Genomic DNA, 24,523 nt, shown 5'->3' with positions numbered 1-24,523 from the left:
TGATCACCACCCAAAGATGCGCAGGCCGCACGGCACTATCGGGACCCCGTGCATGATCACGCCGCGGCGGAGGGGGTACGAACCAAAGCAAGTGCTTGCTTAGCGTCATGTGCCTCGATAGCGTGCCGTACAGACCCGTAGGGCCAGTCTTGCCGTAGGCCATACGGCTTGTCAGTGCCGTGTAGAGGCTCGTGAATGGAGTCTGGCCGATGTTGATGCGCGCCGCCGTACTGACCGGATTCAACGCCCCGATGGAGGTCCGCGAAGTCGAGATCGCGGACCCGGAGCCGGGCGAGGTGCGGGTGCGGATCGCGGCCTCGGGGGTGTGCGGCTCCGACATCAAGGCGCTGGACGGCAAGAGCCCGGTCGTCCGGCAGGTCCCGTTCGTTTTGGGGCACGAGAGCGCCGGAGTCGTCGAGAGCGTCGGAGCGGGAGTCACGGCCGTCAAGCCGGGCGACCACGTGATCGTGGCCATGAACGGCGCCTGCGGCCGCTGCCGCAACTGCGGCCGGGGAGCCTTTCACCTTTGCTCGGGCCCGGCGCGGGTGGCGGCCGTGATGGGCACCATGCGCGACGGGACGACGCGAGTCACCGTGGACGGCGCAGCCGCGCGGACCATGATCGGCATCGGCTCGTTCGCGGAATTCGTGGTGGTCAACGAGCCCATGTGCGTCAAGATCCCGGACGACGCTCCCCTGGACGTGATGTGCCTGCTGGCCTGCGGCGTCGTCACGGGCATCGGCGCGGTGCTGAACGTCGCCCAGGTCACGCCGGGGTCGAGCGTGCTCGTCGTGGGCTGCGGCGGGGTCGGTCTGAACGTCGTGCAGGGCGCGGTGCTGGCAGGGGCCACAATGATCATCGCGGCCGACGTCGCCGAGCAGAAGCTGAAGCTCGCCCAACGGTTCGGCGCCACCCACACGATTATGTCGCAGGACCTTCCGGCGCAGGTCGGCGCGATCGTGCGCGGCGGCGCCGACTACGCCTTCGATGTGACAGGAGTTCCGGGCGTGCTGAGCCAGGCGTTCGCGGCCACCCAGCCGGGCGGGACGACGGTCATGGTCGGCAGCCCGCCCCAGGGACAGCCGCTGACCATCGAGCCCGGCCTGCTCTTCGCGTCGCGCCGCCTGATGGGCACCCAGGGCGGCGACGCCGCGCCGCTTCGCGACCTGCCGATGCTCGTGGAGCAGCACCGGCTCGGCCGCCTCGACCTCGGCGGGCTGGTCAGCGAACGGGTCCCGCTCGACCAGGTCAACGACGCCGTGGACCGTGTCCGCCAGGGAGCCGTCGCCCGCAGCGTCATCGTCTTCGACTGACTCCCTCGGGTCCCACCCATCAGGCTCGACCCACCTGCATGATCACGCACCGCTGCCGCCCAGCTCACCCGGCCTGACCAGGAACCCGTGCATGATCACGCACCGCTGCCGCCCAGCTCACCCCGCACCCCTGGGAACCCGTGCATGATCACGCCGAGGGGTGGGCGGCGGTGACGAGTTCGGGGGTCGAAGAGGTCGCGGGAGCCGTGGGCTCGTGCTCCTCCTCGTTGCCTTCGATTGAGAGGTTGGGCAACACGCGGTCGAGCCAGCGCGGGATCCACCAGTTGAGCCTGCCGAGCAGCACCATCGTCGCCGGAACGAGAAAACCCCGGATGATCGTGGCGTCCACGGTGATGGCCACGGCGAGCCCCACGCCGAAGACCTTGACCACGGGATCGGGATACGCGATGAACGCCGTGAACACCGCGACCATGATCAAGGCGGCCGACGTGATGACGCGGCCGGTCGAGCCCAGCCCCTCGGCCACGGACCTCCGGTTGTCGCCGGTCCGCGCGTAGGCCTGCCGTACCGAGGTGAGCAGGAAGACCTCGTAGTCCATCGACAGCCCGAACAGCACGGCGAACAGCATCAGCGGGACATAGGTCTCGATCGGCACGGAGAAGAACAGCGTGGTGAGGGTTGACCCAGCGGCGGACGGCGGGGGGTCCATGCCGACGAGGCGGCTCCCGAGACCGATCGAGAACACGACGGCCAGCGCGCCGAAGGCCGCGCCCAGCGAGACGAGGTTCATCAGCGCGGCCTTGACCGCGATGACCGGCGCGCGGAACGCGAACAGCAGCAGTAGCGCGCTGAGCAGCACGACGATGCCCACGACCAGCGGCGTCCTGCCAACGATGCGGTCACCGGCGTCGGCGAGGCCGGCGACCTTGCCGCCCACATGGACGTGGACCCCCGGCATCTCGATCGCCCGGACCCGCTTCACGACGTCCAGAGCCCGGGGGTCGCTGGGCGCGTATTCGGGCACGACCTCCACGAGCACCGACCTGCCGGTCTGGTTGACCTTGGGCGGGGCGACGTGGGCCACGCCGTCGATGTGCTCGATCCGCTGCCTGAGCACCTGCACCACGGGATCGGCGGGCGTGGAGTCGGCGATCTTCTGGTCCAGCTCGGCGACGACGATGAGGGCGCCGTTTGCTCCCGGGCCGAAGCCGACGGCCATGAGCTCGTAGGCGCGGCGCGACGGGGTGCCCTTGTCGCCGTACCCGGCGTCGAGCGGGCCCAGTTTGAGCGCGGCCGCAGGGGCCGCGAGCGCCGCCAGGGCGAGCGCCGTGACGATGAGCACCCGCCAGGGCCGCCGGGCGACCCAGTTGCCGAGCGCCCCCCATCCCGTCGCCGTGGCGCCCTCACCCTGCCGACCGTTCTCCCGCCCCGAATCCCCCTGAGAGTCCCGCTGAGAGTCCCGCTGAGAGTCCCGCTGAGAGTCCCGCTGAGAGTCCCGCTTGGTGGCGCGCCCGACGAAGGGGACGCGCAGCGCGTTGACCCGATGCCCGAGGAGGCCGAGCAGCGCGGGGACCAGCGTGATCGACGTGAGCACGGCGCACACCACGGAGATGCCGGTGATCCAGCCGAGCGTGCTCAGCATCGGGAAGCCGGTGAACATGAGCGCGCTCAGCGCGATGACGACCGTGCCGCCCGCGAAGAGGACCGCTCCGCCGGAGCTCGCCACCGTCCGCCGGACCGCCTCCATCACCGGCACGCCGTCGGCCAGCAGCTTGCGGTGCCGGGAGAGCAGGAACAGCGCGTAGTCGATCCCGACGCCCAGGCCGATCATCGTGGCCATGATGGACGCCGACTTGGGCATGTCGATGACATGGCCGAGCAGCGCGATCACGCCGAGCCCCACGCCGATGCTGATCAGTGCGGTGAAGATCGGGACGAGGGCCGCGACGAGCGTGCCGAATGCGAAGAGCAGCACGAGCAGCGCCACCACCACACCGATGATCTCGCTTGGGCCGGTCTTGACCTCCTTGTCGGCCGGCGTGCCGGAGTCGCCGGGCACCGCCTCGATGCCGATGTCGGTCGCGGGCTTGGCCGCGGCGATGAGCTGCTGCGAGGTCTCGGCGAGCTTGGCGGTGTCCTGCCCTTGCAGCTGCACGGTGATGACACCGATGCGCAGGTTGGACGCGATCCCGCCCGTCCGGTACGGCGTCTGCACCTCGGAGACGTGGGGCACCCGGCGCATGGCGTCCATCGCCTGCTTGACGGCGCGCATCCGGTTCTCCGCGATCAGCGGACCGTCCTTGGCGTAGAGGACGACCTGGACGGTGCCGCCGACGTCGTAGCCTGGGCCGAAGCCTTCTCGCATCAGGTCGTGCGCCCGCTGCGCGTCGGTGCCGGGGATGGCGGCGTTGTTGTTGACCGGCCGTCCCCACACCAGTGTGCCCGCTGTCAGCAGGCCCGCCGCGAGCACCCACAGTGCCAGTACGATTCGGCCGTGCCGCGCGCACCAGCCGCCAAGCCGTCCCAAGAGCCCGCTCATCGTTGACCGCCTATTAACTTGGGTAATCCGCCTGTAACACCGTTCTGTACGGGCGTACAGTACGAGCGTAGGCGCGAACTATATGAAATGCTGTAGATCGCGTGGAAATGAGACGATGACCACACTCGACCAAGGGAACGAGACCCGATCCCGCATCCTCGCCGCCGCCCGTGAGCTGTTCGCCCAGCGGGGGTACGCGGCGACCTCGCTTGCCGACATCGCGGCCGCGGTGGGCCTGACCAAGACAGCGGTCGCCTACCACTTCCATCCGAAGGACCGGCTCGCGGCCGAGCTCATCACCCCCGCCGCCGAGGATCTGCTGACGCTGCTCGGCACCGAGTTCCCGGACGGCCGGGAGTTCCTCCGGGCGTTCGCGGACTTCGCCGTACGGCACCGCGCGGTGGCCCGGCTGCTCATCGAGGACATCGGCGGGGCCGACGACGCTCCGCCCGGCTCCCCCGGCGAGGCGATCAGGACCTTCCGCGACGAGTTCTACGCGAAGGTCGCCGGGCCGGACCCGTCTCCCGGCATGCGGATCCGCGCCTGGGCCGCCCTGGGGTCGGTGCACACCGGTGTGGTGAAGACCATCGACCTGCCGGAAGACCTCGTCCGGGAGACCCTGGTCGCGGCGGCCCTCGCCGTCTACGACTCCTGATCCGGCCCGCCACGCCACGCCACGCCACGCCACGCTCCGCCACGCCACGCTCCGCCACGCCACGCTCCGCCACGCCACGCTCGGCCACGCCTATCCGCCACGCCTTGACGGCGGCCCGGTTCCAGGCCACCGCACCAGGGCGCGCACTTCCGTGGCTGCCTCCAGCGCTACCGTTCCCCGGACCGTTATGGCGGATATCGCGCAACCCCTTGCGATCACGGGCATCCCGCGTCACATTCGGGTGAACGTTCAACCATCCCGCCGCGTCCTACTGATACGAGTGGGACGGATGCGAAGGGGGTGACCGCCGGCGTGGATCTCCGGATGGTCACTGTGGGCCGGGCAGACATCCTCGACCGGGTGGCCTCGACCCTGTCCGGGACGCCGCGCAGCGTCCTCATCGGCGGCGAGCCCGGCATCGGGAAGACCCACCTCCTCGGTGAGGTCACCAAGCGGCTGAGCGACTTCCGGGTGCTGCGCGGCCAGGCCCGCGAGCTGGACGGCGGTCTCGCGTACGCCCCGCTCGTCGACGCGTTCGCCGCGCTGCGCGCCGAGGTGCCGGACGCGCTCTCACGGCTCCACGAGGCGATCGACGAGGCGGCGCACGGCCACTCCCCCGCGGCCCCCGCCGTGCTGTCGGCGCAGCTCCTGGAGTCGCTCCCCGGCCCGACGCTGATCGCCATCGACGATCTCCACCTCGCCGACGCGGACACGCTGCGCGTGCTGAGGTCGCTTCCCCGCCACGTCCCCCACCTCGCCATCCTGTGCACGGCACGGCGCCCGCCGGCGCTCGACGTGGATCTGGCCGTCAGGCTGGAGCCGCTGTCGATGGCCGAGGTGTCCCGCCTCGTCACCGCGCTGCTGGGCCGTACGCCGAGTGACGTGATCCTCCAGCGGATCCACACCGCGAGCCGGGGCAACCCGTGGTTCGTCCAGGAGGCCGTGCTGACCCTGGTGCAGGGCGGCGCCGTACGGTCCTCCGACCCGGGGGCGCGGCGCGGCGCCATCCTGAGCCGGCTCTTCCAGCGCGACCAGGGCGGGCGCGACCTGGCCAGGGTGCTCGCCGCGCTGTCGAGGACGAGGGAGACGACCGACCTGGCCGCGCTCGCCGAGCTGGCGGGGCTCGGTCTGCGCGAGGCCGAGCGCGCCTTCGACGGACTGGTCCGCGATGGTGTCGTCACCCGGACCGGCGACGGCTACGGGCTCGCGCACCCGCTCGTGGCCGAGGCGCTCTACGACGACCTCGGGGTGGCGGAGAGGCGCCGGGTCCACGCCCGGATCGCCGAGCTGCTGCAGAGGGAAGGCCTGACCGGCACCCGGCGGGTGCTGGAGTGGGCCACGCACGTGGCCGAAGCCGGCTCGGCGGCCGAGGCGCTGCCCGCGATGCTGCGCGCCGCCGAGCTCACCCGCTGGACCGCGCCCCTTTCCGCCGCCCACTGGTACGGCAGGGCCGCCGAGATCGCCGATGACCGCGGCGACCTGCTGGCCAGGCAGGCCATGGCGTACTGGAAGGGCTCCCGTCCCGCGCTGGCGCTGAACTCCGGGCAGCGGGCGCTGGCCGTGCTGCCTCCCGGGCGGAGGCACACCCGCACCGCGTACACCGCCGTCAGCGCCGCGCACACCATGGGCTGGTACGAGGTGGCCCTGGCCATCGCCGGGCAGCAGCTTCCGAAGGCCGACGACCCCACCACGCTGCTCGCACAGCAGGCGCTGATCAACGCGGAGCTCGGCCGTCCGAGCGGCGATCTGACGCGGCGGGCATGGAACGGCCTGCCCGACTGCCCGCCGGAGGACCGCGTCATCACCGCGGGATGCCTGGCCCTCCACGCCGTGATCCAGGGCGACTGGGCGGAGGCGCAGCGTGCGGTGGACGACCTGCTCGGCTTCGCCGCGGCGCTGCCCCCCGGCGCCCGGCTGGCCTCCCTGGAGTCGGCGGCCCACGTGACGTCGGTAGCGGGGCTGCGCTCCCGGACCCTTGAGCTGCTCGACGAGGCGGAGCGGATCCACCGTGGCCTGGGCTGGCACGACATCGCGGGGCAGCACGTGCGGACGATGGCCGTGGTACGGCGGCTCGGCGGCGAGTGGGAGCGGGCGCTCGCCGACATCGCGACGGGCGCGGGCGCCCTGGCCGAGGCGGGACTCCTGGAGAACCTCGCCCTGCTGCGGAACATCGAGCTCGACATCCTGATCGACCAGGGCAGGAGAGTGGAGGCCGCGCGGGTCCTCGCCGAGCCGCCGCCCGAGTGCCCCATGCACGCGGGCACGCGAAGCACGTTCCGGGCGCGCCTCGCCCTTCTCCAGGGGGACAAGGCCACGGCACGGCGGGAGCTGACCCGCGCGCTCGAACACAACATCCCCGAGGTGGTCCACCGGGCGCTCGCCGTCGAGGTCATGCTGCACGCCTCCCTGGGCGACATCGCGGCGTGCCGTACGACCGCCGCCCGGCTGGGCGAGCTGTCGGCCACCGGAACGCCGCGCGCCCAGCTCGCCGCCGACCTGGCGATGGCGTGGGCCTTCCGCGACCGCTCGCGGGCCGGCGCGGCGCTGGATCGGGCGCGGGCCGACGGCCTGCCGTTCGAGGAGGCCCGGGCCCGGCTCGTGCTCGGCGTCCTGGGGGACCAGGCGCAGCTCCCCCGTGCACACGCGATCTTCGTGAAGCTCGGGGCGGCCCCCTGGCGGGAGGCCGCGGAGGGCCACCTGCGGGCGGCCGGCCTCGTCCCGGCGCAGGCCGGCGGCCTCACCCCCAGCGAACGGCGGGTGATCGCGCTGGTGGCCGACGGCCTCAGCAACCCGCAGATCGCGGAGGAACTCCACTACAGCCGCAAGACCGTCGAGGTCTACCTCACCCGCGTGTACGCCAAGACCGGCCTCAGGTCCCGCGTGGAGCTGGCTCTCGCCGTCGAGAGAGGCGAGCTGTGACCTGCATAACTGGAGTCACATCAGTCACTTAAGCCTAATAACCTGGGATTGTGTCAGTTCGGGGGATATTTCATACAAGCGCCGGTAAAGCCATCGCCCTGCTTCTGGCGCTCGGGGTCGCCGCGGGCGTTCTGGTGGCGGGGATCACGCTGCCGGCCGTGGGCGGCGTGGGCGTCGGGATCGTGACCACGTCGAACGACCTGGACATCAAACCGGAGGACCTCCAGGAACCGCCGCTGCCCGAGAAGACCGTCGTGCTCGACGCGGACGGCCACCAGATCGCCCAGTTCTACGACCAGTACCGGGCGAGCGTCCCGCTCACCCAGGTGGCCGACGTGATGAAGACCGCCATCATCTCGATCGAGGACTACCGCTTCTACCAGCACGGACCGATCGACATCGAGGGGACGGTCCGCGCCATGGCCAAGAACCTGATCTCCGGCGGGGTGAGCCAGGGCGGCTCCAGCATCACCCAGCAGTACGTCAAGCAGGTGATGCTCAACAAGGCGTCGACCAAGCAGGAGCAGAACGAGGCGCTCGCTCCCAGCTACGGGCGCAAGCTCAGCGAGCTGCGGTACGCCATGGGCCTGGAGCGGAAATACTCCAAGGACGAGATCCTGGAGAAATACCTGAACATCGCCTACTTCGGGGCGGGCGCCAACGGGGTGGAGGCCGCGGCCGAGCGGTTCTTCGGGGTGTCGGCGTCTCACCTGAACCTGGCCCAGGCGGCGACCCTGGCGGGAGCCGTACAGCAGCCGAACAACACCGACCCCTCCGCGGGGAAGAAGAGCCGGCAAAGGTTGGTGACACGGCGTAACACCGTGCTCGACCGGATGGCGGAGCTCAAGAAGATCACGCCGCTGCAGGCTGAGGAGGCCAAGAGCAAGCCGCTCGGCTACAAGGGCACCCCCCTGCCCGGCGGGTGCGAGGCCAGCCCCTATCCCTACTTCTGCATGTACGTGCGCGCCGACATCCTCACCAACCCGGTCTTCAGCGCGTTCGGGAAGACGGCGGAGGAGCGCAACGTCTTCCTCAAGCGCGGCGGCCTGACCATCAAGACCACGCTGGCACCGAAAGCGCAGGCCGCGGCCGACAAGGCCATCAGGGACCGGGTCTACGCCACCGACAACCCGGTCGCCTCCGAAGCCCTGGTCGAGCCCGGGACGGGCGAGATCAAGGCGATGGCGGCCAGCCGGAAGTACGGCACCGACGAACGCAGGAAGGAGGTCTCCTACAACCTGGTGGCCGACGCCGCGCACGGCGGCGGCACGGGCTTCCAGGCCGGCTCGACCTTCAAGGTGTTCACGCTGCTCACGGCCCTCGGAAAGGGATGGAGGATCGACGACGGCCTCAGCGCCCCCGCCGGTTACACCGCCCCCGGCTATTCGTCGTTCAAGAACTGCAAGGGCGACCCCATCGGGGACCCGGCCCACACCGTCACCAACGACGAGGGGTCGGGCGGGTTCAAGACCCTGGCGACGGGCACCTGGCAGTCGGTCAACACCTTCTTCGTGGAGCTGGAGCAGAAGGTCGGCCTGTGCGACGTGGTCAAAACGGCCAAGTCCCTGGGCATCAAGCGCGCTGACGGCCGGCCGCTCCAGGAGTACGAGACCTTCACGCTCGGCATCAACGAGATGGACCCCGTGACCGTCGCCACGGCCTATGCCGCAATCGCCGCGCGGGGCACGTACTGCCCGCCCCAGGCCATCACCGAGATCACCGACCGGGACGGCAGGACCACCACGTACGAGCCGCGGTGCCGGCAGGTCCTGGACCCCGGGGTCGCCGACGCGGCCGCGGACATCCTGAAGGGAGTCTTCGGCCCCCAGGGCACCATGAGCGCCGTCGGAGGCATCGGCCGCGACGCGGCGGGCAAGACCGGCACCACCGACGACTACTCCACCGCGTGGTTCGCCGGGTTCACCCCGGACCTCGCCGGCGCGGTGAGTCTCGGCGACCCCCGCGGAGCCACCAGCCACAAGCTGAGCGGCGTGACCATCGGCGGCCGGTACTACAGCGTGGTCTTCGGGGCGGACATCTCAGGCCGGATCTGGAAGAGCACCATGCTGAAAGCCCTGAGGGGAACCGAGGCGACGCCGTTCCATCCGATCGACGGCGCCCGCTTCGGCGGCTGCGGCAGCGGGTGCGCGCCCCAGCAGCCCTCCGGTAACGACTCCGGATACGACTCCGGATACGACGGGGTCAGCCCCGACCCGGGATTCACGCGGCAGGGCCGGCGGTAGAGCTCTAGGGACCTCCCTACTGGGCGCGGGCACCGGGGGACGGCGAAGCTCTGGGACATGACCTCACCGATCCTGGAATACGCCGACAAAGTGTGGCGTGGTTCGGTGCCCGCCAACGAGGTCCCCCTCGCGGAGCTGCGGCTGGGTGGCGCCCAGGAGGTCGCCAACGGCGTGGCGATGTGGCCGGCGTTCGGCAACGTCTACGCGGTCCGCGGAGAGGAAGGCCTGGCCCTGTTCGACACGGGCAACGCCGTGGACGCCCCCGCCATGCATAGGGCGATCAGGAAGTGGTCGGAGCAGCCCGTCAAGTATGCGATCTTCTCCCACGGCCACCTGGACCACGTGGCCGGCATGGAGGCGTTCGACGAGGAGAGCGGCCCCCGGCCGATCGTCGTCGCCCACGAGGGGATCGCGCGGAGGTTCGGCCGGTACGCCCGGACGGCCGGATACAACACCGTGATCGACCAGCGGCAGTTCGGCTTCGTCCGGATGGTGTGGCCCACAAGCTACCGGCTGCCGGACATGACGTACCAGAGCCGGCTGAACCTCTCACTGGGCGACGTCACGTTCCAGTTGCGGCACGCCCGCGGCGAGACCGACGACGCCACGTGGGCCTTCCTGCCCGAGCGGGGCGTGCTGCTGACCGGCGACCTGTTCGTCTGGGTGACCCCCAACGCCGGGAACCCGCAGAAGGTGCAGCGCTACCCCGACGAGTGGGCGGTCGCGCTGCGCACGATGGCCACGCTCGACGCGGAGGTGCTGCTCCCCGGCCACGGGCTGCCCATCGTGGGGGCCGACCGGGTGCGGCAGGCGCTCGTCGACACCGCCGACTACCTCGACAGCCTGGTGGAGCAGACCCTCGACCTGATGAACGCGGGCGCCCGCCTGGACGAGATCCTGCACACCGTCGAGCCGCCGCCCGAGCTGGCCGGCCGGGTCTACCTTCAGCCGCTCTATGACGAGCCCGAGTTCATCGTGCGCAACATCTGGCGGCTGCACGGCGGCTGGCACGACGGGAACCCGGCCCATCTCAAGCCCGCGCCGGACGCCGTCTTCGCCAGGGCCGTCGCGGAGCTGTCCGCGGGCGCGGCCTCGGTCGCCGGGCGGGCCGTCACAGCCGCGGCGGACGGCGACCTGCGGCTCGCCTGCCAGCTCGCCGAGCTGGCCGCGCAGGCCGAGCCCGACGACCACAAGGTCCATGAGATCAGGGCCCGCGTCTACGCGCTGCGCGTCCAGCAGGAGACCGGCGCGATGGCCAGGGGCGTGTTCGCCTGGGCGGCCGCCGAGTCGCGCAGCAAGATCACCGGAATGGACCTTCTCGACGTCTACCACGAGGTCGCCGGCGGCCACATGTGGTGGATGCCGAGCTCCACCCGGGAAACCTGACCGGCGGGCGCGCGGAGGGGAGGCGCCCGCCGGTCCTTTGGGTACGACGTCGATGTTTCGATCCCAAGGTCCGGGCTGCAGGGGCCGGCGGCGCGAGCGGACGCCGCGGCTGGAGGCGCCGGACCGGCCGGCGCTGGAGCCGGGGCGGTCGCGGCCCGGCGGCGACCGGATCGAGCCCACTCAACAGACTTCAACCAAGCGATTGCTCGGTTGCCCTCTCCTGAGGTAGCTTGCCAGGCGGAGGGAGGCCCCGAATGCCGTTCGCCGATCTCGGAGACGCGCGTCTGTTCTACACCGACGACGGCTCCGCGCGCCCGGTCCTGCTGCTCGTGCACGGCTGGGGCTCGGACTCGCACGAGTGGTCGCACCACATCCCGGCGCTGCGTGAAAGGTACCGGGTCATCGCCGTGGACCTGCGCGGGCACGGCTACTCGTCCGCGGCCGAATCAGGCAACACCCCGCGCCGCATGGCCGACGATCTCGTACGGCTCTGCGGGCGGCTGGGCGTCGAGACCGTGATCCCGATCGGACACTCGATGGGCGCCCAGGTGGTCTCGCACCTCGCCGTCGAGCATCCCTCGCTCGTGCGGGCCCTGGTCACCGTGGATCCCGGCTACGGCTTCACCGGGGCCGTCGCGGACGGCTTCCCCGCCATGGTGGCCGCGCTCCGGGAGGGCGACGCCAACGCGACAGCCGTACAGATGGATCAGTGGACCTTCACTCCGGCGTCGCCGGGCTGGCTGAAGGAGTGGCACCGGCGGCGGCTCCTCGCGATGCCCGCGCACGTGCTGACCGAGTCCTTCGCCGCGATGTTCGGCGAGCCGCGGTCGATCGGCGTACGGCCCGCCTCCGAGGAGTACCTGGTGCGGCGCGAGTGCCCGGTGCTCTCGTTCTGGTTCGACCCGGCCCAGGCGGCCTGGGAGCGGACCGTCTTCAAGGATCCCCGCTCGAAGACGGTCGTCTGGGAAGGCAGCGGCCACCGGCTGCACGAGGAACGGCCAGGTGAGTTCCTCCTCGTCGTCAACACATGGGTGAAAGAGGTCACGCGGTGAAGTTCTCGATCTTTCTGAACCCGCAGATCCCGGGCTCCGGTTACGGGAGCGAGGAGAACGCGGTCGCCAGACGGCCCATCGGCCGGAACACCGAGTCCTACCAGGCCCTCCTCCACGAGGTCCGCGAGATCGCCGTCCACGCCGACCAGATCGGCTTCGACGCGCTCATGATGACCGAGCACCACTTCCACTCGGAGGGCTTCGAGTTCTCGGTCAACCCGCTGATGTTCCTCACCGACCTCGCCGCCAGGACCGAGCGCATCCTGCTCGCCCCGCTCGGCATCGTGCTACCGGCCTGGGACCCGATCCGGGCGGCCGAGGACGTGGCGCTCCTCGACCAGTTCTGCAAGGGGCGGCTGCGCCTGGGCGTGGCCCGGGGCTACCAGAACCGCTGGATGAACGTGCTCGGCCAGCGATGGAAGGCCGCGGCCGCCCGCTCCGACGGCTCGGCCTCCGACACGCGCAACTTCGACGTGTTCGGCGAAGTGCTGAAAATCATGAAGATGGCCTGGACGCAGGACACGCTCCGCTACAAGTCCGACGTCCTCGACTACGAGGTGCCCTCGCCGTACGACGGGATCGAGGGCTGGCCCGCGCTGGAGTGGACTCGCAAGTTCGGCGCGCCCGGCGAGGTCTCGGACGACGGCAGGATCCAGGCCGTCTCGGTCTGTCCCAAGCCCTACCAGCAGCCCCATCCCGAGCTGTGGCAGCCGTTCACGATCTCCGACAGGTCGGTCATCCGGGCCGCGCAGGAGGACATCCTGCCGTGGATGTTCACCCCGAACCCGGACGAGCACGCCGCGAAGGCCCGGCTCTACCAGGAGGAGTCCGCCAAGTGCGGGCGGGACTACAAGCTCGGGGAGCACACCGGCATCCTGAAGATCGTTGGCATGGCGGACACCCGGGAGGAGGCCATCGCGACGTACGGCACGAGCATGCAGAAGGACTTCGCCGCCTTCTTCGGCCCCTTCGGATATCTGGAGGTGCTGCGGAAGAAGGAGGACGACAGGCACCGGCCCATCTCGCCCGAGAAGGGCGACTTCGCCCGGATGAACGAGGTCGAGATGGCCCTTCTGGGCGGTCCGGACGACGTGAAGCGCGGCATCCAGCGGATGCTCGACCGGATGCCCGACCTGGAGTGGTTCGGCCTGTTCATGCAGGGCCAGCAGGGCGTGCTGCCGCTCGACACGGTCAAGCGCAACCTCGAACTTTTCGCCACCAAGGTCATCCCCGAATTCGCCGACTGAGCCAACTGAGCCGGCTGAGCCAACTGAGGAGCGGGCATGCGTTTCTGGCTAGGCGCGTCCTTCACGGAGACCGACCAGTTCATCGAGCTGGCCAAGGCGTCCGATCGCTGCGGCTTCGACACCCTCACCCTGTCCGACCACATCTTCTTCGCCGACTATGAGTCGCGGTATCCCTACTCGCCGACGGGCGCCCCGCCGTACGACGCCGGGACCCACTGGCCGGACGTGTGGGTGACCATCGGGGCCATGGCCGCCGTCACCGAGCGGCTGCGCTTCGCCCCCAATGTCTACATCGCCCCGGCCCGTGACCTGTTCACCGTCGCCAAGCAGGTGTCCACGGCCGCCGTGCTGTCCCACGACCGGGTCTCCTTCGGCGTCGGGGTCGGATGGTGCAAGGACGAGTTCCTGCAGACCGGCCAGGACTTCCACACCCGGGGCAGACGGCTGGACGAGATGATCCCCGTGCTCCGCGAGCTGTGGAAGGGCGGCACGGTCGAGCATCACGGGGAGTTCTTCGACTTCGGCCCCCTGTCGATCGCGCCCACCCCGGCGCGGCCGGTGCCCTTCTACATCGGCGGCGACAGCGAGGCCGCGCTGCGCCGGGCGGCGCGGATCGGCGACGGCTGGATCGGCAACCGCGTCTACAGCGAGGAGCAACTCGACGCGGTGATCGCCGATCTCCGCCGTTACCTCAAGGAGTACGGCAGGCCGGAGGACGCTCTGGAGATCATCGCGGCGGTCGCGCTCATCCCGGACCCGGCGACGTGCCGCAGGCTGGAGGACAAGGGCCTCACCGCCACCATGGCCGCCCCCTGGTGGCTCGCCACCTTCGAGGAGACCGCCAAGCACGGCAACTCCGTGGAATTCAAGATCGCCACCATGGAGCGCTTCGCCGAGGAGATCATCGCCCGGGTGTGAGCGCGCAGCGGGAACGCCGGTAGCCTTCCTGTCGTGCTGGAACAGATCACGGCGACGAGATACGTCACGCCCCTCCGGGAGGGCGGGTCGCTTCCCGGCGTCCTCGAAGCCGATGATCTCGGCACCTATGTCGTGAAATTTCGTGGCGCGGGACAGGGCCGCCGCGTGCTCGTCGCCGAGATCATCTGTGCCGAGCTGGCCCGGCGGCTCGGCTTCGCCACCCCCGAGCTCAAGGTGATCGACCTCGACCCACAGATCGGCGCGCGGGAGCCGGACGAGGAGATCCAGGACCTGCTCACCGCCAGCGCGGGCCACAACCTCGCGATCGACTTCCTGCCCGGCGCGCTCGGCTTCGACCCGCTGGTGTGGGAGCCGGACGCCGGCTTCGCGTCGCGGGTGCTCTGGTTCGACGCGTTGATCCACAACGTCGACCGGAGCTGGCGCAACCCCAACCTCCTCGTCTGGCACGGCGGCGTGTGGCTGATCGACCACGGCGCGGCCCTGTGGTTCCACCACAACTGGCCCACCGCCGATCCGCGGCGCCGCTACGACGCGGACGACCACGTGCTCGCGCCTTTCGCGACGAAGCTGGCCGAGGCCGACGCCGACCTCGGTGAGCGGATCACGCGCGATCTGCTCGACACGGTCACCGCCCTGGTCCCCGACGAGTGGCTCGACGGCGAGCCCGGCTTCGACAGCGCCGATGCCGTACGGCAGGCCTATGTCGAGCACCTCCTCACCCGCGCGCGAGGGCCGAGGGAGTGGCTTCCCGACCCGGCCGCGTTCCGGGGCGCGAGACCCGTGCCGCGCCGTGAGCGGAGCACCATCGGCGGCTTCTGGCGCGCCACCCGAGGTGAGGGCCGATGAGCCGGGACGTGTACGAGTACGCCGTCATCCGTGTCATGCCCAGCGTGGAGCGCGGAGAGCTGGTCAACGCCGGGGTCATCGTCTACTGCCAGCCTCGGGGCTACCTGTGCGCCCGCGTCGAGCTCGACGAGGGGCGGCTGCTCGCACTGGGCGGCCAGATCGATCTTCCCGGGGTACGGCACGCGCTCGCGGCCTACGAGATGGCCTGCGGCGAGGAGGCGGGTCCCCTGAGCGAGGAGTCACTCGGCAGCCGCTTCCGCTGGCTCACCGCGCCGAGGAGCACGATCGTGCAGACCGGCCCGGTCCACGCCGGACTTACCGGCGACCCGGCGGCCGAGCTCGACCACCTGATGGCGAAGCTCGTCAGAACAGTACGGACATGAACGTGTCGACCTCGCGGAAGCCCACCTTGCGGTAGGCGGCCCGCGCCGACACGTTGAAGTCGTTGACGTACAGGGTCACGAGGGGCGCGAAGTACTTCAGCGCCTGCTCCACCACGGCGGCCATCCCCGCGACGGCGTGACCGCGCCCCCGGTGGTCGGGATGCACCCAGACACCCTGAATCTGGCACGCCTGCGGAGTCACCGCGCCGATCTCGGCCTTGAAGACGACCTTGCCGTCCTCGATCCGGGCGTAGGAGCGGCCGATGCGGATCAGCTCGGCGACCCTCGACCGGTAGAGCGCGCCGCCGTCGCCGTTGTCCGGGGAGACACCGACCTCCTCGGTGAACATCGCCACGCAGGCCGGCAGCAGAATGCCGAACTCCTCGGGCCGGACCCTCCGTACGAGCGGGTCGGGCTCGACGGCGGGCGCGGAGCCGGTCGCCATGACGGGCTGCGCCCAGCGAATCGCCCGGGCGCTCCCCCAGTGCGGCTCCAGCCGCTCCCACATCCGCTCGACGGCGCCCGCCGGGCCGACGATCGAGGAGCACCGCCGTCCCTGCTTGCGGGCACGGTCGGCGAAAGCGTGGACAGCATCTCTGGTGGCGTTGACCGGGACCAGGTTGGCTCCCGAGTAGCAGAGGGACACGAGCCCGCCGCGCGGGCCGAACCCCCACATCTGGCCGCCCAACCGGGAGGGATTCAGGCCCACGGTCCTGACCCGGCTGGCGACGAAGACGTTGGCGACCGGATCGGTGTCGAGAAGCGCCAGCACCTCGTCGCGATCATTGTCGTCGAGCACGCGCGACGCCGATGTACGCAGCATCACGGCCCAAGCCTACGCGACGACGTGAACTTTGAAAGTTACGGACGCGACACGCCGACAAACCCGTCCAACACCGGTCTAGCGGACAGCGGACAACGGCCCCCTCGACAACGGACCCACCAGCAGCGCCCCAGCAGACAGCGCCCCAGCAGACAGCGGCCCCGTGGACAGCGGCCCACCGAGCAACGGGCCGGCGGAGGTGGGACCGGACATTCGGGCCTTCCTCAGGACCAGGGGGCGGGGCTCCGGCTGCGCCGGGCAGGTCGCGTCCGCTCCCCGCGCGGCCCGGCGCAGCGGCAGCAGCGTCGCGTCACGCAGGTAGGCGGCGAGGTGGCGGTCGACGCACGGGTTACCCGCGAGGGAGACGCCGTGGTTGCCACCGTCCTCGCTGATCATCCGCGCGGTCGGGAACAGGCGGCGCATGTGCAGCGCCCCCGGGTACGGCGTGGCGGCGTCGTGCTGTGACTGGATCAGCAGAATGGGTGGAAGCTGGGCGGTCCCAACCTTGACGGGGGTGCCGCCCTTTTCGGGCCAGAAGGCGCAGGGCGCGTTGTAGACGGCGTTGGCCCAGGCCATGAACGGGGCCTCGGCCTGCACCCGCTCCGTGTCCGCGTGCCAGCGCGCCCAGGAGCGCGGCCAGGCCGCGTCGCGGCACTGGACGCCGAGGTAGACGGCGTAGTTGTTCTCCTCCTTGGCGTCGATCTCCGCCTGGCCGTGGAAGAGCGCGACCAGGCCTGTGGTGTCGCCCTTCAACACGTAGTCGGAGAACGCCTGAGCCAGTCGCGGCCACACCCGATCGGAGTACCCGCCGGTGGTGTAGATGTCGTCCAGCTCGCTTGGGCCGACGATGCCCCCCGCGGGCTTCTCGCGAAGCCGGGAGCGCATGCTGTACCACGCGAAGCTCGCGGCCGCCGGGGTTTGCCCGAGGTGGTAGACGCGGTCGTACCGGGAGACCCAGGCGAGGAAGTCCTTGTGACGCCGGTCGAAGGCGTAGTCCTGGGCGATGTTCGCGTCATACCAGACCCCTTCGGGATCGACCACGCTGTCCAGCACGAGCCGCCGCACCCGCTGCGGGAACAGCGTCGCGTAGACGGCCCCCAGATAGGTGCCGTACGAGTAGCCGAGGTAGCTGATCTTCTCCTCGCCCAGGGCCGCGCGGATCGCGTCCATGTCACGGGCGGCGTTCTCCGTGGTGAGGTAGGGCAGGAACCAGGCCCACCGGTTGCCGCAGCTCTCCGCGTACTGCCGGGCCCGCTCGATCAGCGCGTCCTCATCCGCCTTGCCGCGCGGCACGTTGTCGAGCCGGGGAGGGGCGTAGAAGCGCTTCGGATCCACGCAGCTCATCGCGGGCTCGCTCGCTCCGACTCCGCGAGGGTCGAAGCCGATCACGTCGAATCTGGCCGCGACGTCCTTGGGTAGCGCGGCCGCCACATACTGCGCCAGCCCGCGACCCGACCCGCCCGGCCCGCCGGGGTTGACCAGCAGCGCCCCGAGATGGTTGCCGTCCGGGTTGGCGGTGCCCCTGATCCGGTTCAGCGCCAGAGTGATCTGCTGCCCGAGCGGCTCCCGGTAGTCGAGCGGAACGCGCACGTTCGCGCACTCCACCGGGTTCCCCGCCGGGGCCGTGCCCCCAGTGGCCGCTGTGAACGTGCGTGACCTGGCGGGCTGGGAACCCAGCGGACGCAGGACCCCGCCCAGCGCCCCAGCCTGACCCGGCTGGTCGCAGGGTCCCCAGGCGATGCCCCGCATGGGGCCCCGCATCGGGCCCGGCACCGGCACGGCCCGCGCCCCATCCGGCCCGGTGACCAGCCCGGCACTCAGCATCGCGACACCCGCGACCAATCCGACAACCCGCTTCACCAGCACGCTCCCTCTGCTCACACGGCAGAGGCCAGCTTCCCGGACGTGATCGCGCGGCTACGCCCGCATACTCGGATGAATGACAGTGTGTAGCCAATCATTTGCTATCTGTAATCATCTTCAAAGATCGCGGATCCGCGGCAGCGCCGGCGGCGTGACCGGGCGGTGGAGCTTGCCTCTCTGTGCGTGATCATGCACGGGTTCCGCGAAGGGCCGCTGACCTGCGCCAAGGCCGCCGGCGACCATGCACGTGCATGATCACGAACGGCGGAGCCGCAGGCTACAGGCAATCGCGGGGAGTCCGTGCATGATCACGATCACTAAAACGGGGATCTGCGGGACACCCCTGCCTAGGTCGTGTCTGGCACTCCCTAGCGGACGACGACCTCGGGGCCCGTACCGTCGTCGTGGAGGTCCACATCGACGCCCATCTCCTCGGCCAGGCGCAGGGCCTCCTCGATAAGGGTCTCCACGATCTGGGACTCCGGGACGGTCTTGATGACCTCGCCCTTGACGAAGATCTGGCCCTTGCCGTTGCCGGAGGCCACGCCGAGGTCGGCCTCCCTGGCCTCGCCGGGGCCGTTGACGACACAGCCCATGACTGCCACCCGAAGCGGCACCTTGAGCCCCGTGAGACCGGCCTGAACCTGCTCGGCGAGGGTGTAGACGTCGACCTGGGCCCGGCCGCACGACGGACAGGAGACGATCTCCAGGCCGCGCTCGCGCAGGTTGAGCGACTCCAGGATCTGGGTGCCGACCTTGACCTCCTCGACCGGAGGCGCGGAGAGCGAGACGCGGATGGTGTCGCCGATGCCCTCGGCCAGCAGGGCGCCGAACGCGACGGCGGACTTGATCGTGCCCTGGAAGGCAGGGCCCGCCTCGGTGACGCCGAGGTGCAGCGGATAGTCGCACCGCTCGGCCAGCAGGCGGTAGGCCTGGATCATCACGACCGGGTCGTTGTGCTTCACCGAGATCTTGATGTCGCGGAAGCCGTGCTCCTCGAACAGCGAGCATTCCCACAGCGCCGACTCGACCAGGGCCTCGGGAGTGGCCTTGCCGTACTTCTGGAGCAGGCGCGGGTCGAGCGAGCCGGCGTTGACGCCGATGCGGATCGGGGTGCCCGCGTCGGCGGCGGCGCGGGCGATCTCGCCGACCTTGTCGTCGAACTTCTTGATGTTGCCGGGGTTGACCCGGACGGCGGCGCATCCGGCGTCGATGGCCGCGAAGACGTACTTCGGCTGGAAGTGGATGTCGGCGATCACTGGGATCTGCGACTTCTTGGCGATCATCGGGAGCGCGTCGGCGTCGTCCTGCGACGGCACCGCGACCCTGACGATCTGGCAACCGGCGGCGGTGAGCTCGGCGATCTGCTGGAGGGTCGAGTTGACGTCGGCGGTCAGCGTGGTGGTCATCGACTGCACCGAGACCGGCGCGTCTCCACCGACCGGAACCGAGCCGACCATGATCTGCCGCGAGACTCGCCGCTTGGCGATCGGCTGGGATCGTACGGACGGAATCCCGAGATCAACAGACATTTCAGTCCCTTGTGCGGTGGCGTGAAGCGACTCCATCAGTTTAGGCAGTCCGCCAGACGCACCTGCCCTGGGTTCGCCCAGCAAACCAAACCCGCGCACCGAACCCGCACCTCAAACCCACACATCAAACCCACACATCAAACCCACACATCAAACCCGCGCGCCGAACCGCGCACCGAACCCGCACTGGCTCCGTGCACCGGCCCCGCACGCCAGTGCAAGCACATCCTCCGCGCGCTCCGTCCCGCGAGGCCGGTGGGCGAAGTCAGCGGACGATCTCAGCGCACCAGCTCGGCGGCTCGGGTACGCGCCCAGGAGTCGGCGGCCAGGACCTCCTCCACCGAGGAGGCCGGGCCGGCGGAATGCTCGGCGACCACCCGCTCCACCGTGTCCACGATGCCGAGGAACGGCAGCCCGCCCTTGAGGAACGCCTCGACGCACACCTCGTTGGCGGCGTTGTACACGGCGGGAGCCGTACCGCCGAGGGCTCCGACGTGGCGGGCGAGCGCCACGGACGGGAAGGCCTCGTCGTCGAGCGGCTCGAAGGTCCAGGTGTGGGCGGCGGTCCAGTCGACGGCGGACGCCGCGCCCGGAACGCGCTCCGGGTGGCCCAGGGCCAGGGAGATCGGCAGGCGCATGTCAGGCGGGCTCGCCTGGGCGATCGTCGAGCCGTCGGTGAACTCCACCATCGAGTGGATCATGGACTGCGGGTGCACCACGACCTCGATGCGGTCGAACCCGATGTCGAAGAGCAGATGCGCCTCGATGACCTCCAGGCCCTTGTTGACCAAGGTGGCGGAGTTCACCGTGATCACCGGGCCCATGTTCCACGTCGGGTGGTTGAGCGCCATCTCGGGCGTGACGTCCCCCAGCTCGGCCCGGGTTCTCCCCCGGAACGGGCCGCCGCTCGCGGTCACGACCAGGCGGCGTACGGCTTTCGCGCCGGCGCCCCCGCCGTATGCCCCCGGGCCCGCCGCCCAGAGGCACTGGGCCAGCGCGGAATGCTCCGAGTCGACCGGGAGCAACTGACCGGGAGCCGCCAGGCGCTTCACCAGCGGACCGCCGATGATCAGGGACTCCTTGTTGGCCAGCGCGAGCACGCGCCCGGCCTCCAGCGCCGCGAGCGTGGAGGTCAGCCCGAGAGCGCCGGTGATCCCGTTCAGCACAACGTCACAGGGCCAGGTGGCCAGCTCGGCGACGCCTTCGGGGCCCGCCAGGATCCTCGGCCGCGCGCCGTTCGCGGCGAGCGCCTCTTCGAGTGCCGGTACGGCTGCCGCGTCGGCGACGGCGACGGCCTCGGCCCCGCACTCGGCCGCCTGCCGGGCGAGCAGGTCCACCCGCCCGCCTCCGGCCGCCAGGGCCACCACGCGGAACCGGCCGGGGGCCTGGGCGACGACTTCGAGCGCCTGGGTGCCGATGGAGCCGGTGGAGCCCAGCACGACGATCGACCGGGGTTGGGAAGTCACTCCCTCATTCTCCCCGACAAGCGAGGGCCGTCAGCACAGGGCATCCCGCATGTCATCGCGGGAACACCGGGGCAGCCGAGAAACCAGTACATAAATGCCCGAATCTGCCCATAACCGTATATGTGAATCGTGAGAAATCCGGATTGCGGGCTCGCTACCTTCGCCGGGACATCCGACACGGAGGTACGCATGCACCCCACGGCACGACGATTCGCCACTCTCACAGTCCCCGTCCTGGCGGTGGCCGGGGCCCTGCTTCCCGTGGCGAGCGCTCACGGCGCCACGGCCGCCACCGGCACCGCCGCCGCCACGAACACGACCGGCGTCACAGCGGCGAACCCGCACCCGGTCATCCACGAGGCGGCGGACACCAAGGCGGAGCAGCGCAGCGTCAAGAGCTACTGGACAGAGGCCAAGATGGAGACGGCCAAGCCCCTTGACGCCCCCGACTCGGACGACATGAGCTTCGCCAGCACGTCGGCGCTCCTCGACGCCCCCGCCGCGAAGCCCGCGACCGTCGCGCCCACCCTGACCGCCGACACGACCTACGGCATGTCCTACGCCTCGTCACGCAGCTCGGGCGCGGCGTGGACGGGCGGCGGCGCGATCGTGAAGACCGCCGGGCGCGTGTTCTTCACCATCACGGCGGGCTCGGACGCCGGGCGGAACGCCTCCTGTTCCGGCAACGCCGTGACCAGCGCCAACAAGAGCGTCGTCATCACGGCCGGACACTGCGTCAAGATCAACGGCGGCTTCCACAGCAACTGGGTCTTCGTCCCCGGCTACGACCAGGGCAACCGGCCCAACGGCACCTGGCCCGCGACCAACCTGCTGACGACTCCGCAGTGGAGCTCCAGCGAGGACATGAACTACGACGTCGCGGCGGCCGTCGTCGCCCCCCAGGGCGGCCAGAACCTCACCGACGTCGTCGGCGGCCAGGGCATCGCCTTCAACCAGCCCCGTGGGCGGCAGATGTACTCCTTCGGCTACCCGGCGGCCTCGCCGTACGACGGGTCGAAGCTGGTCTACTGCAGCGGCCGGACGTTCGACGACTTCCTCCAGTCGGAGGACCAGGGGCTCAACTGCAACATGACCGGCGGCTCCAGCGGCGGCCCCTGGTTCCTCAGCTTCAACGAGAGCACCGGCGCGGGCCTGCTCAACTCCGTGAACAGCTTCAAGTACAACTTCGCGAGCTTCTGGATGTTCGGGCCTTACTTCGGCGCCGAGGCCCAGGCGGTCTACAACGCCGCTCAGAGCACGTCGCTGACCTGATTTACCGAAAGTAGCCACAAGGACACGTGCCGTGGTCCAGACTCGGGTGCCATGACTCCGAGCCTCCCCCTGCTTGCCGTTGCCACGCTTGCCGCCGGGCTCATTTCGGGCCCGGCTCCCCGGGTCACCCCGGTGGCGGATGTCGTCGAGCACGTGGCCGCGCCGGTGCCCAGGGCGTACTGGACGCCGGAGCGGATGGCGCGGGCGATCCCCATCGACCTGCTTTCCACGGTCAAGCAGGTGGGGGCGCTCACGACCGGCGTCCTGCCCCCGCCCGCACAGCCCGTGGTCGCCAAGGCTCAGCCCTGGACCGCCCTGACCGCCCGCGCGCTCAGCCAGGCGGAGCCCGTACGGCAGGCCGCCTCGCTGAGCCACGCGAGGCCCGTACGGCAGGCCGCACAGGTGCTCCGGCCGGCCACGGCGGAGGCGGCGTCGGCGGCGCGGCCGAGGACGGCCCCGGCGGCCACCACGAGCGGGTCGCAGTGGGATGCCGGAGGCTCGGTGACGAGGACGACCGGCCGGGTGTTCCTCAGCATGAACGGCGTCGATTTCGTCTGCTCGGCGAGCGCCGTGAGGAGCGCGAACAGGGACGTGGTGGTCACCGCCGGGCACTGCGTGAAGGACGGCTCGGGCCCCTGGGCGGAGAACTGGACCTTCATCCCCGGCTACCAGGACGGGCGGCAGCCGTACGGCACCTTCTCCGCCCGGCGGATGTTCGTGCCCGGACCGTGGTCGCGAGGCGGCGACGACGACTACGACGTGGGCATGGTGGCGGTGACGAGCCAGGGCGGCAGTCACCTGGCCGACGCGGTGGGCGGGCAGCAGATCGGCTTCGCCCCCAGGCGCGGGCTGCGGACCTACGGGTTCGGCTTCCCGGCCGACGCGCCGTACGACGGGGAGCACCTGCTGTACTGCGCGGGCGTCGTCCACGGCGACCCCCAGGGCCAGACCCGCGACCAGGGCCTGCGCTGCGATCTGACGGCGGGCGCGAGCGGCGGCCCGTGGCTCAGCGACTTCGACCCGGCCACCGGGCGCGGCACGCTGACCTCGGTGAGCAGTTTCAAGTACAGCAATGACCACGGCACGATGTACGGCCCCTACTTCGGCGCCACGGCCAGAGACCTCTTCCGGCTGGCCGAACGCGCCTAATCGAGAGGGCTGAGCGGCTCGGCGTTGTCCTCGTCGACGATGTCGGCGGCGGACCGCACGATCAGCGGGTCCGGCGTGCCGACTATGGAGGCTTCCTTGTCCTCGTAGTCGAACAGCGACAGGACATACCGCATGGCCTCGAGACGACCGCGTTTCTTGTCGTTGCTCTTGATGACCGTCCAGGGGGCTTCCTCGGTGTCGGTGTTGAGGAAGACGTCCTCCTTGGCCCTGGTGTAGTCGTCCCAGAGGTCAAGCGACGCGATGTCCATCGGGGAGAGCTTCCATTGCCTGACCGGGTCCACCTGGCGGATCACGAAGCGGGTGCGCTGCTCGGCCCGCGACACCGAGAACCACAGCTTGACCAGGTGGATGCCGTCGCGCACGAGCATCCGCTCGAACATCGGCGCCTGGTACATGAACTCGACGTACTCCTCGTGGGTGCAGAACCCCATGACCCGCTCGACGCCGGCCCGGTTGTACCACGACCGGTCGAACAGCACGATCTCGCCCGCCGATGGGAGATGGGCGGTGTAGCGCTGGAAGTACCACTGGGTCTTCTCGCGCTCGGTGGGCTTCTCCAGCGCCACCACCGTGGCGCCCCGGGGGTTGAGGTGCTCCATGAAGCGCTTGATCGTGCCGCCCTTGCCGGCCGCGTCCCGCCCCTCGAAGAGGATCACCAGACGGCCGCCGGTGGACTTCAGCCAATACTGCAGCTTCAGCAGCTCGATCTGGAGCAGCCGCTTGTTGTAGTCGTACTCGTGACGGGACAGGCGCTCGTCGTAGGGGTAATGCTCACGCCACGTGTCAACGGGCCGGCCATCGGCCCGGAGGAGGACGGGATCGTCGTCATCGTCGTCCACCACCTTCAGACCGGGTGTTCGCCGCAGCAGTTCGGCACCATTGGACATCTTCGACATTTCTCCCATCACTTGGCC

18 protein-coding genes are annotated in these 24,523 nt (G+C 70.3%); 12 read left to right on the top strand and 6 right to left on the bottom strand.

The window, feature by feature from the left end; translation table 11 throughout:
• The first annotated feature begins 209 nt into the window (after nt 1-209).
• On the top strand, nt 210-1,313 hold the full coding sequence (locus tag N5079_RS27510) for an alcohol dehydrogenase catalytic domain-containing protein (RefSeq protein WP_261587039.1): 1,104 nt from the start codon (nt 210-212) through the stop codon (nt 1,311-1,313).
• A 148-nt stretch (nt 1,314-1,461) separates the two neighbouring features.
• Here N5079_RS27510 and N5079_RS27505 read toward each other — a convergent pair whose 3' ends face one another.
• A complete protein-coding gene (locus N5079_RS27505; protein WP_261587038.1) occupies nt 1,462-3,813 on the bottom strand; it encodes an MMPL family transporter in 2,352 nt (783 codons plus the stop codon).
• Nucleotides 3,814-3,928: 115 nt separating this feature from the next.
• On the opposite strand from N5079_RS27505, the gene N5079_RS27500 reads away from it, so the two are divergent.
• From N5079_RS27500 to N5079_RS27460, 9 genes are all read left to right on the top strand, one after another.
• Complete coding sequence (locus N5079_RS27500; protein ID WP_261587037.1) at nt 3,929-4,468, top strand: TetR/AcrR family transcriptional regulator; 540 nt, start codon at nt 3,929-3,931, stop codon at nt 4,466-4,468.
• Between the two features lie 324 nt (nt 4,469-4,792).
• A complete protein-coding gene (locus N5079_RS27495) occupies nt 4,793-7,387 on the top strand; it encodes an AAA family ATPase (protein ID WP_261587036.1) in 2,595 nt (864 codons plus the stop codon).
• A gap of 50 nt (nt 7,388-7,437) precedes the next feature.
• On the top strand, nt 7,438-9,630 hold the full coding sequence (locus N5079_RS27490) for a transglycosylase domain-containing protein (protein WP_261587035.1): 2,193 nt from the start codon (nt 7,438-7,440) through the stop codon (nt 9,628-9,630).
• 57 nt (nt 9,631-9,687) lie between these two features.
• Entirely contained in the window at nt 9,688-11,016 is a 1,329-nt protein-coding gene (locus tag N5079_RS27485) for an alkyl sulfatase dimerization domain-containing protein (protein WP_261587034.1), read from the top strand.
• 254 nt (nt 11,017-11,270) lie between these two features.
• The gene (locus tag N5079_RS27480) at nt 11,271-12,068 is read left to right on the top strand and encodes an alpha/beta fold hydrolase (RefSeq protein WP_261587033.1); all 798 of its coding nucleotides are present in this window, start codon (nt 11,271-11,273) and stop codon (nt 12,066-12,068) included.
• The gene (locus N5079_RS27475; RefSeq protein WP_261587134.1) at nt 12,065-13,315 is read left to right on the top strand and encodes an LLM class flavin-dependent oxidoreductase; all 1,251 of its coding nucleotides are present in this window, start codon (nt 12,065-12,067) and stop codon (nt 13,313-13,315) included. The genes N5079_RS27480 and N5079_RS27475 overlap by 4 nt, the downstream gene beginning before the upstream one ends.
• A gap of 36 nt (nt 13,316-13,351) precedes the next feature.
• On the top strand, nt 13,352-14,233 hold the full coding sequence (locus tag N5079_RS27470; protein WP_261587032.1) for a TIGR03619 family F420-dependent LLM class oxidoreductase: 882 nt from the start codon (nt 13,352-13,354) through the stop codon (nt 14,231-14,233).
• A gap of 33 nt (nt 14,234-14,266) precedes the next feature.
• Nucleotides 14,267-15,100 (top strand): HipA family kinase, encoded by an 834-nt coding sequence (locus tag N5079_RS27465; protein WP_261587031.1) that lies wholly within the window; start codon nt 14,267-14,269, stop codon nt 15,098-15,100.
• Nucleotides 15,097-15,483: a DUF3037 domain-containing protein gene (locus N5079_RS27460; RefSeq protein ID WP_261587030.1), complete on the top strand. Its 387-nt coding sequence runs from the start codon at nt 15,097-15,099 to the stop codon at nt 15,481-15,483. Before N5079_RS27465 ends, N5079_RS27460 begins: the two co-directional genes overlap by 4 nt.
• On the opposite strand, the gene N5079_RS27455 is transcribed toward N5079_RS27460, so the two are convergent.
• From N5079_RS27455 to dxr, 4 genes are all read right to left on the bottom strand, one after another.
• Nucleotides 15,464-16,306: a GNAT family N-acetyltransferase gene (locus tag N5079_RS27455; protein ID WP_261587133.1), complete on the bottom strand. Its 843-nt coding sequence runs from the start codon at nt 16,304-16,306 to the stop codon at nt 15,464-15,466. The two genes, N5079_RS27460 and N5079_RS27455, sit on opposite strands and share 20 nt — an antisense overlap.
• A 78-nt stretch (nt 16,307-16,384) precedes the next feature.
• Entirely contained in the window at nt 16,385-18,166 is a 1,782-nt protein-coding gene (locus N5079_RS27450; RefSeq protein WP_261587029.1) for an alpha/beta hydrolase, read from the bottom strand.
• Between the two features lie 371 nt (nt 18,167-18,537).
• Entirely contained in the window at nt 18,538-19,701 is a 1,164-nt protein-coding gene (ispG, locus tag N5079_RS27445; protein ID WP_261587028.1) for a flavodoxin-dependent (E)-4-hydroxy-3-methylbut-2-enyl-diphosphate synthase, read from the bottom strand.
• A 278-nt stretch (nt 19,702-19,979) separates the two neighbouring features.
• Complete coding sequence (gene dxr, locus N5079_RS27440) at nt 19,980-21,167, bottom strand: 1-deoxy-D-xylulose-5-phosphate reductoisomerase (protein WP_261587027.1); 1,188 nt, start codon at nt 21,165-21,167, stop codon at nt 19,980-19,982.
• A 189-nt stretch (nt 21,168-21,356) separates the two neighbouring features.
• Here dxr and N5079_RS27435 point away from each other — a divergent pair, with 189 nt between their 5' ends.
• Nucleotides 21,357-22,439: a trypsin-like serine peptidase gene (locus tag N5079_RS27435; protein ID WP_261587026.1), complete on the top strand. Its 1,083-nt coding sequence runs from the start codon at nt 21,357-21,359 to the stop codon at nt 22,437-22,439.
• Nucleotides 22,440-22,490: 51 nt separating this feature from the next.
• Nucleotides 22,491-23,588: a trypsin-like serine peptidase gene (locus N5079_RS27430; protein WP_261587025.1), complete on the top strand. Its 1,098-nt coding sequence runs from the start codon at nt 22,491-22,493 to the stop codon at nt 23,586-23,588.
• Here N5079_RS27430 and ppk2 read toward each other — a convergent pair.
• Nucleotides 23,585-24,505, bottom strand: coding sequence for a polyphosphate kinase 2 (gene ppk2 / locus N5079_RS27425; protein ID WP_261587024.1), 921 nt, complete (start codon nt 24,503-24,505; stop codon nt 23,585-23,587). The genes N5079_RS27430 and ppk2 overlap by 4 nt on opposite strands.
• Nucleotides 24,506-24,523 lie beyond the last annotated feature (18 nt).

The sequence above is a fragment of the Planotetraspora sp. A-T 1434 genome, assembly GCF_025420585.1.
Classification (GTDB): domain Bacteria; phylum Actinomycetota; class Actinomycetes; order Streptosporangiales; family Streptosporangiaceae; genus JAOEGB01.
Note: the sequence above shows the minus strand (reverse complement) of the source record. Positions and strands in the feature narration are given on the sequence as shown.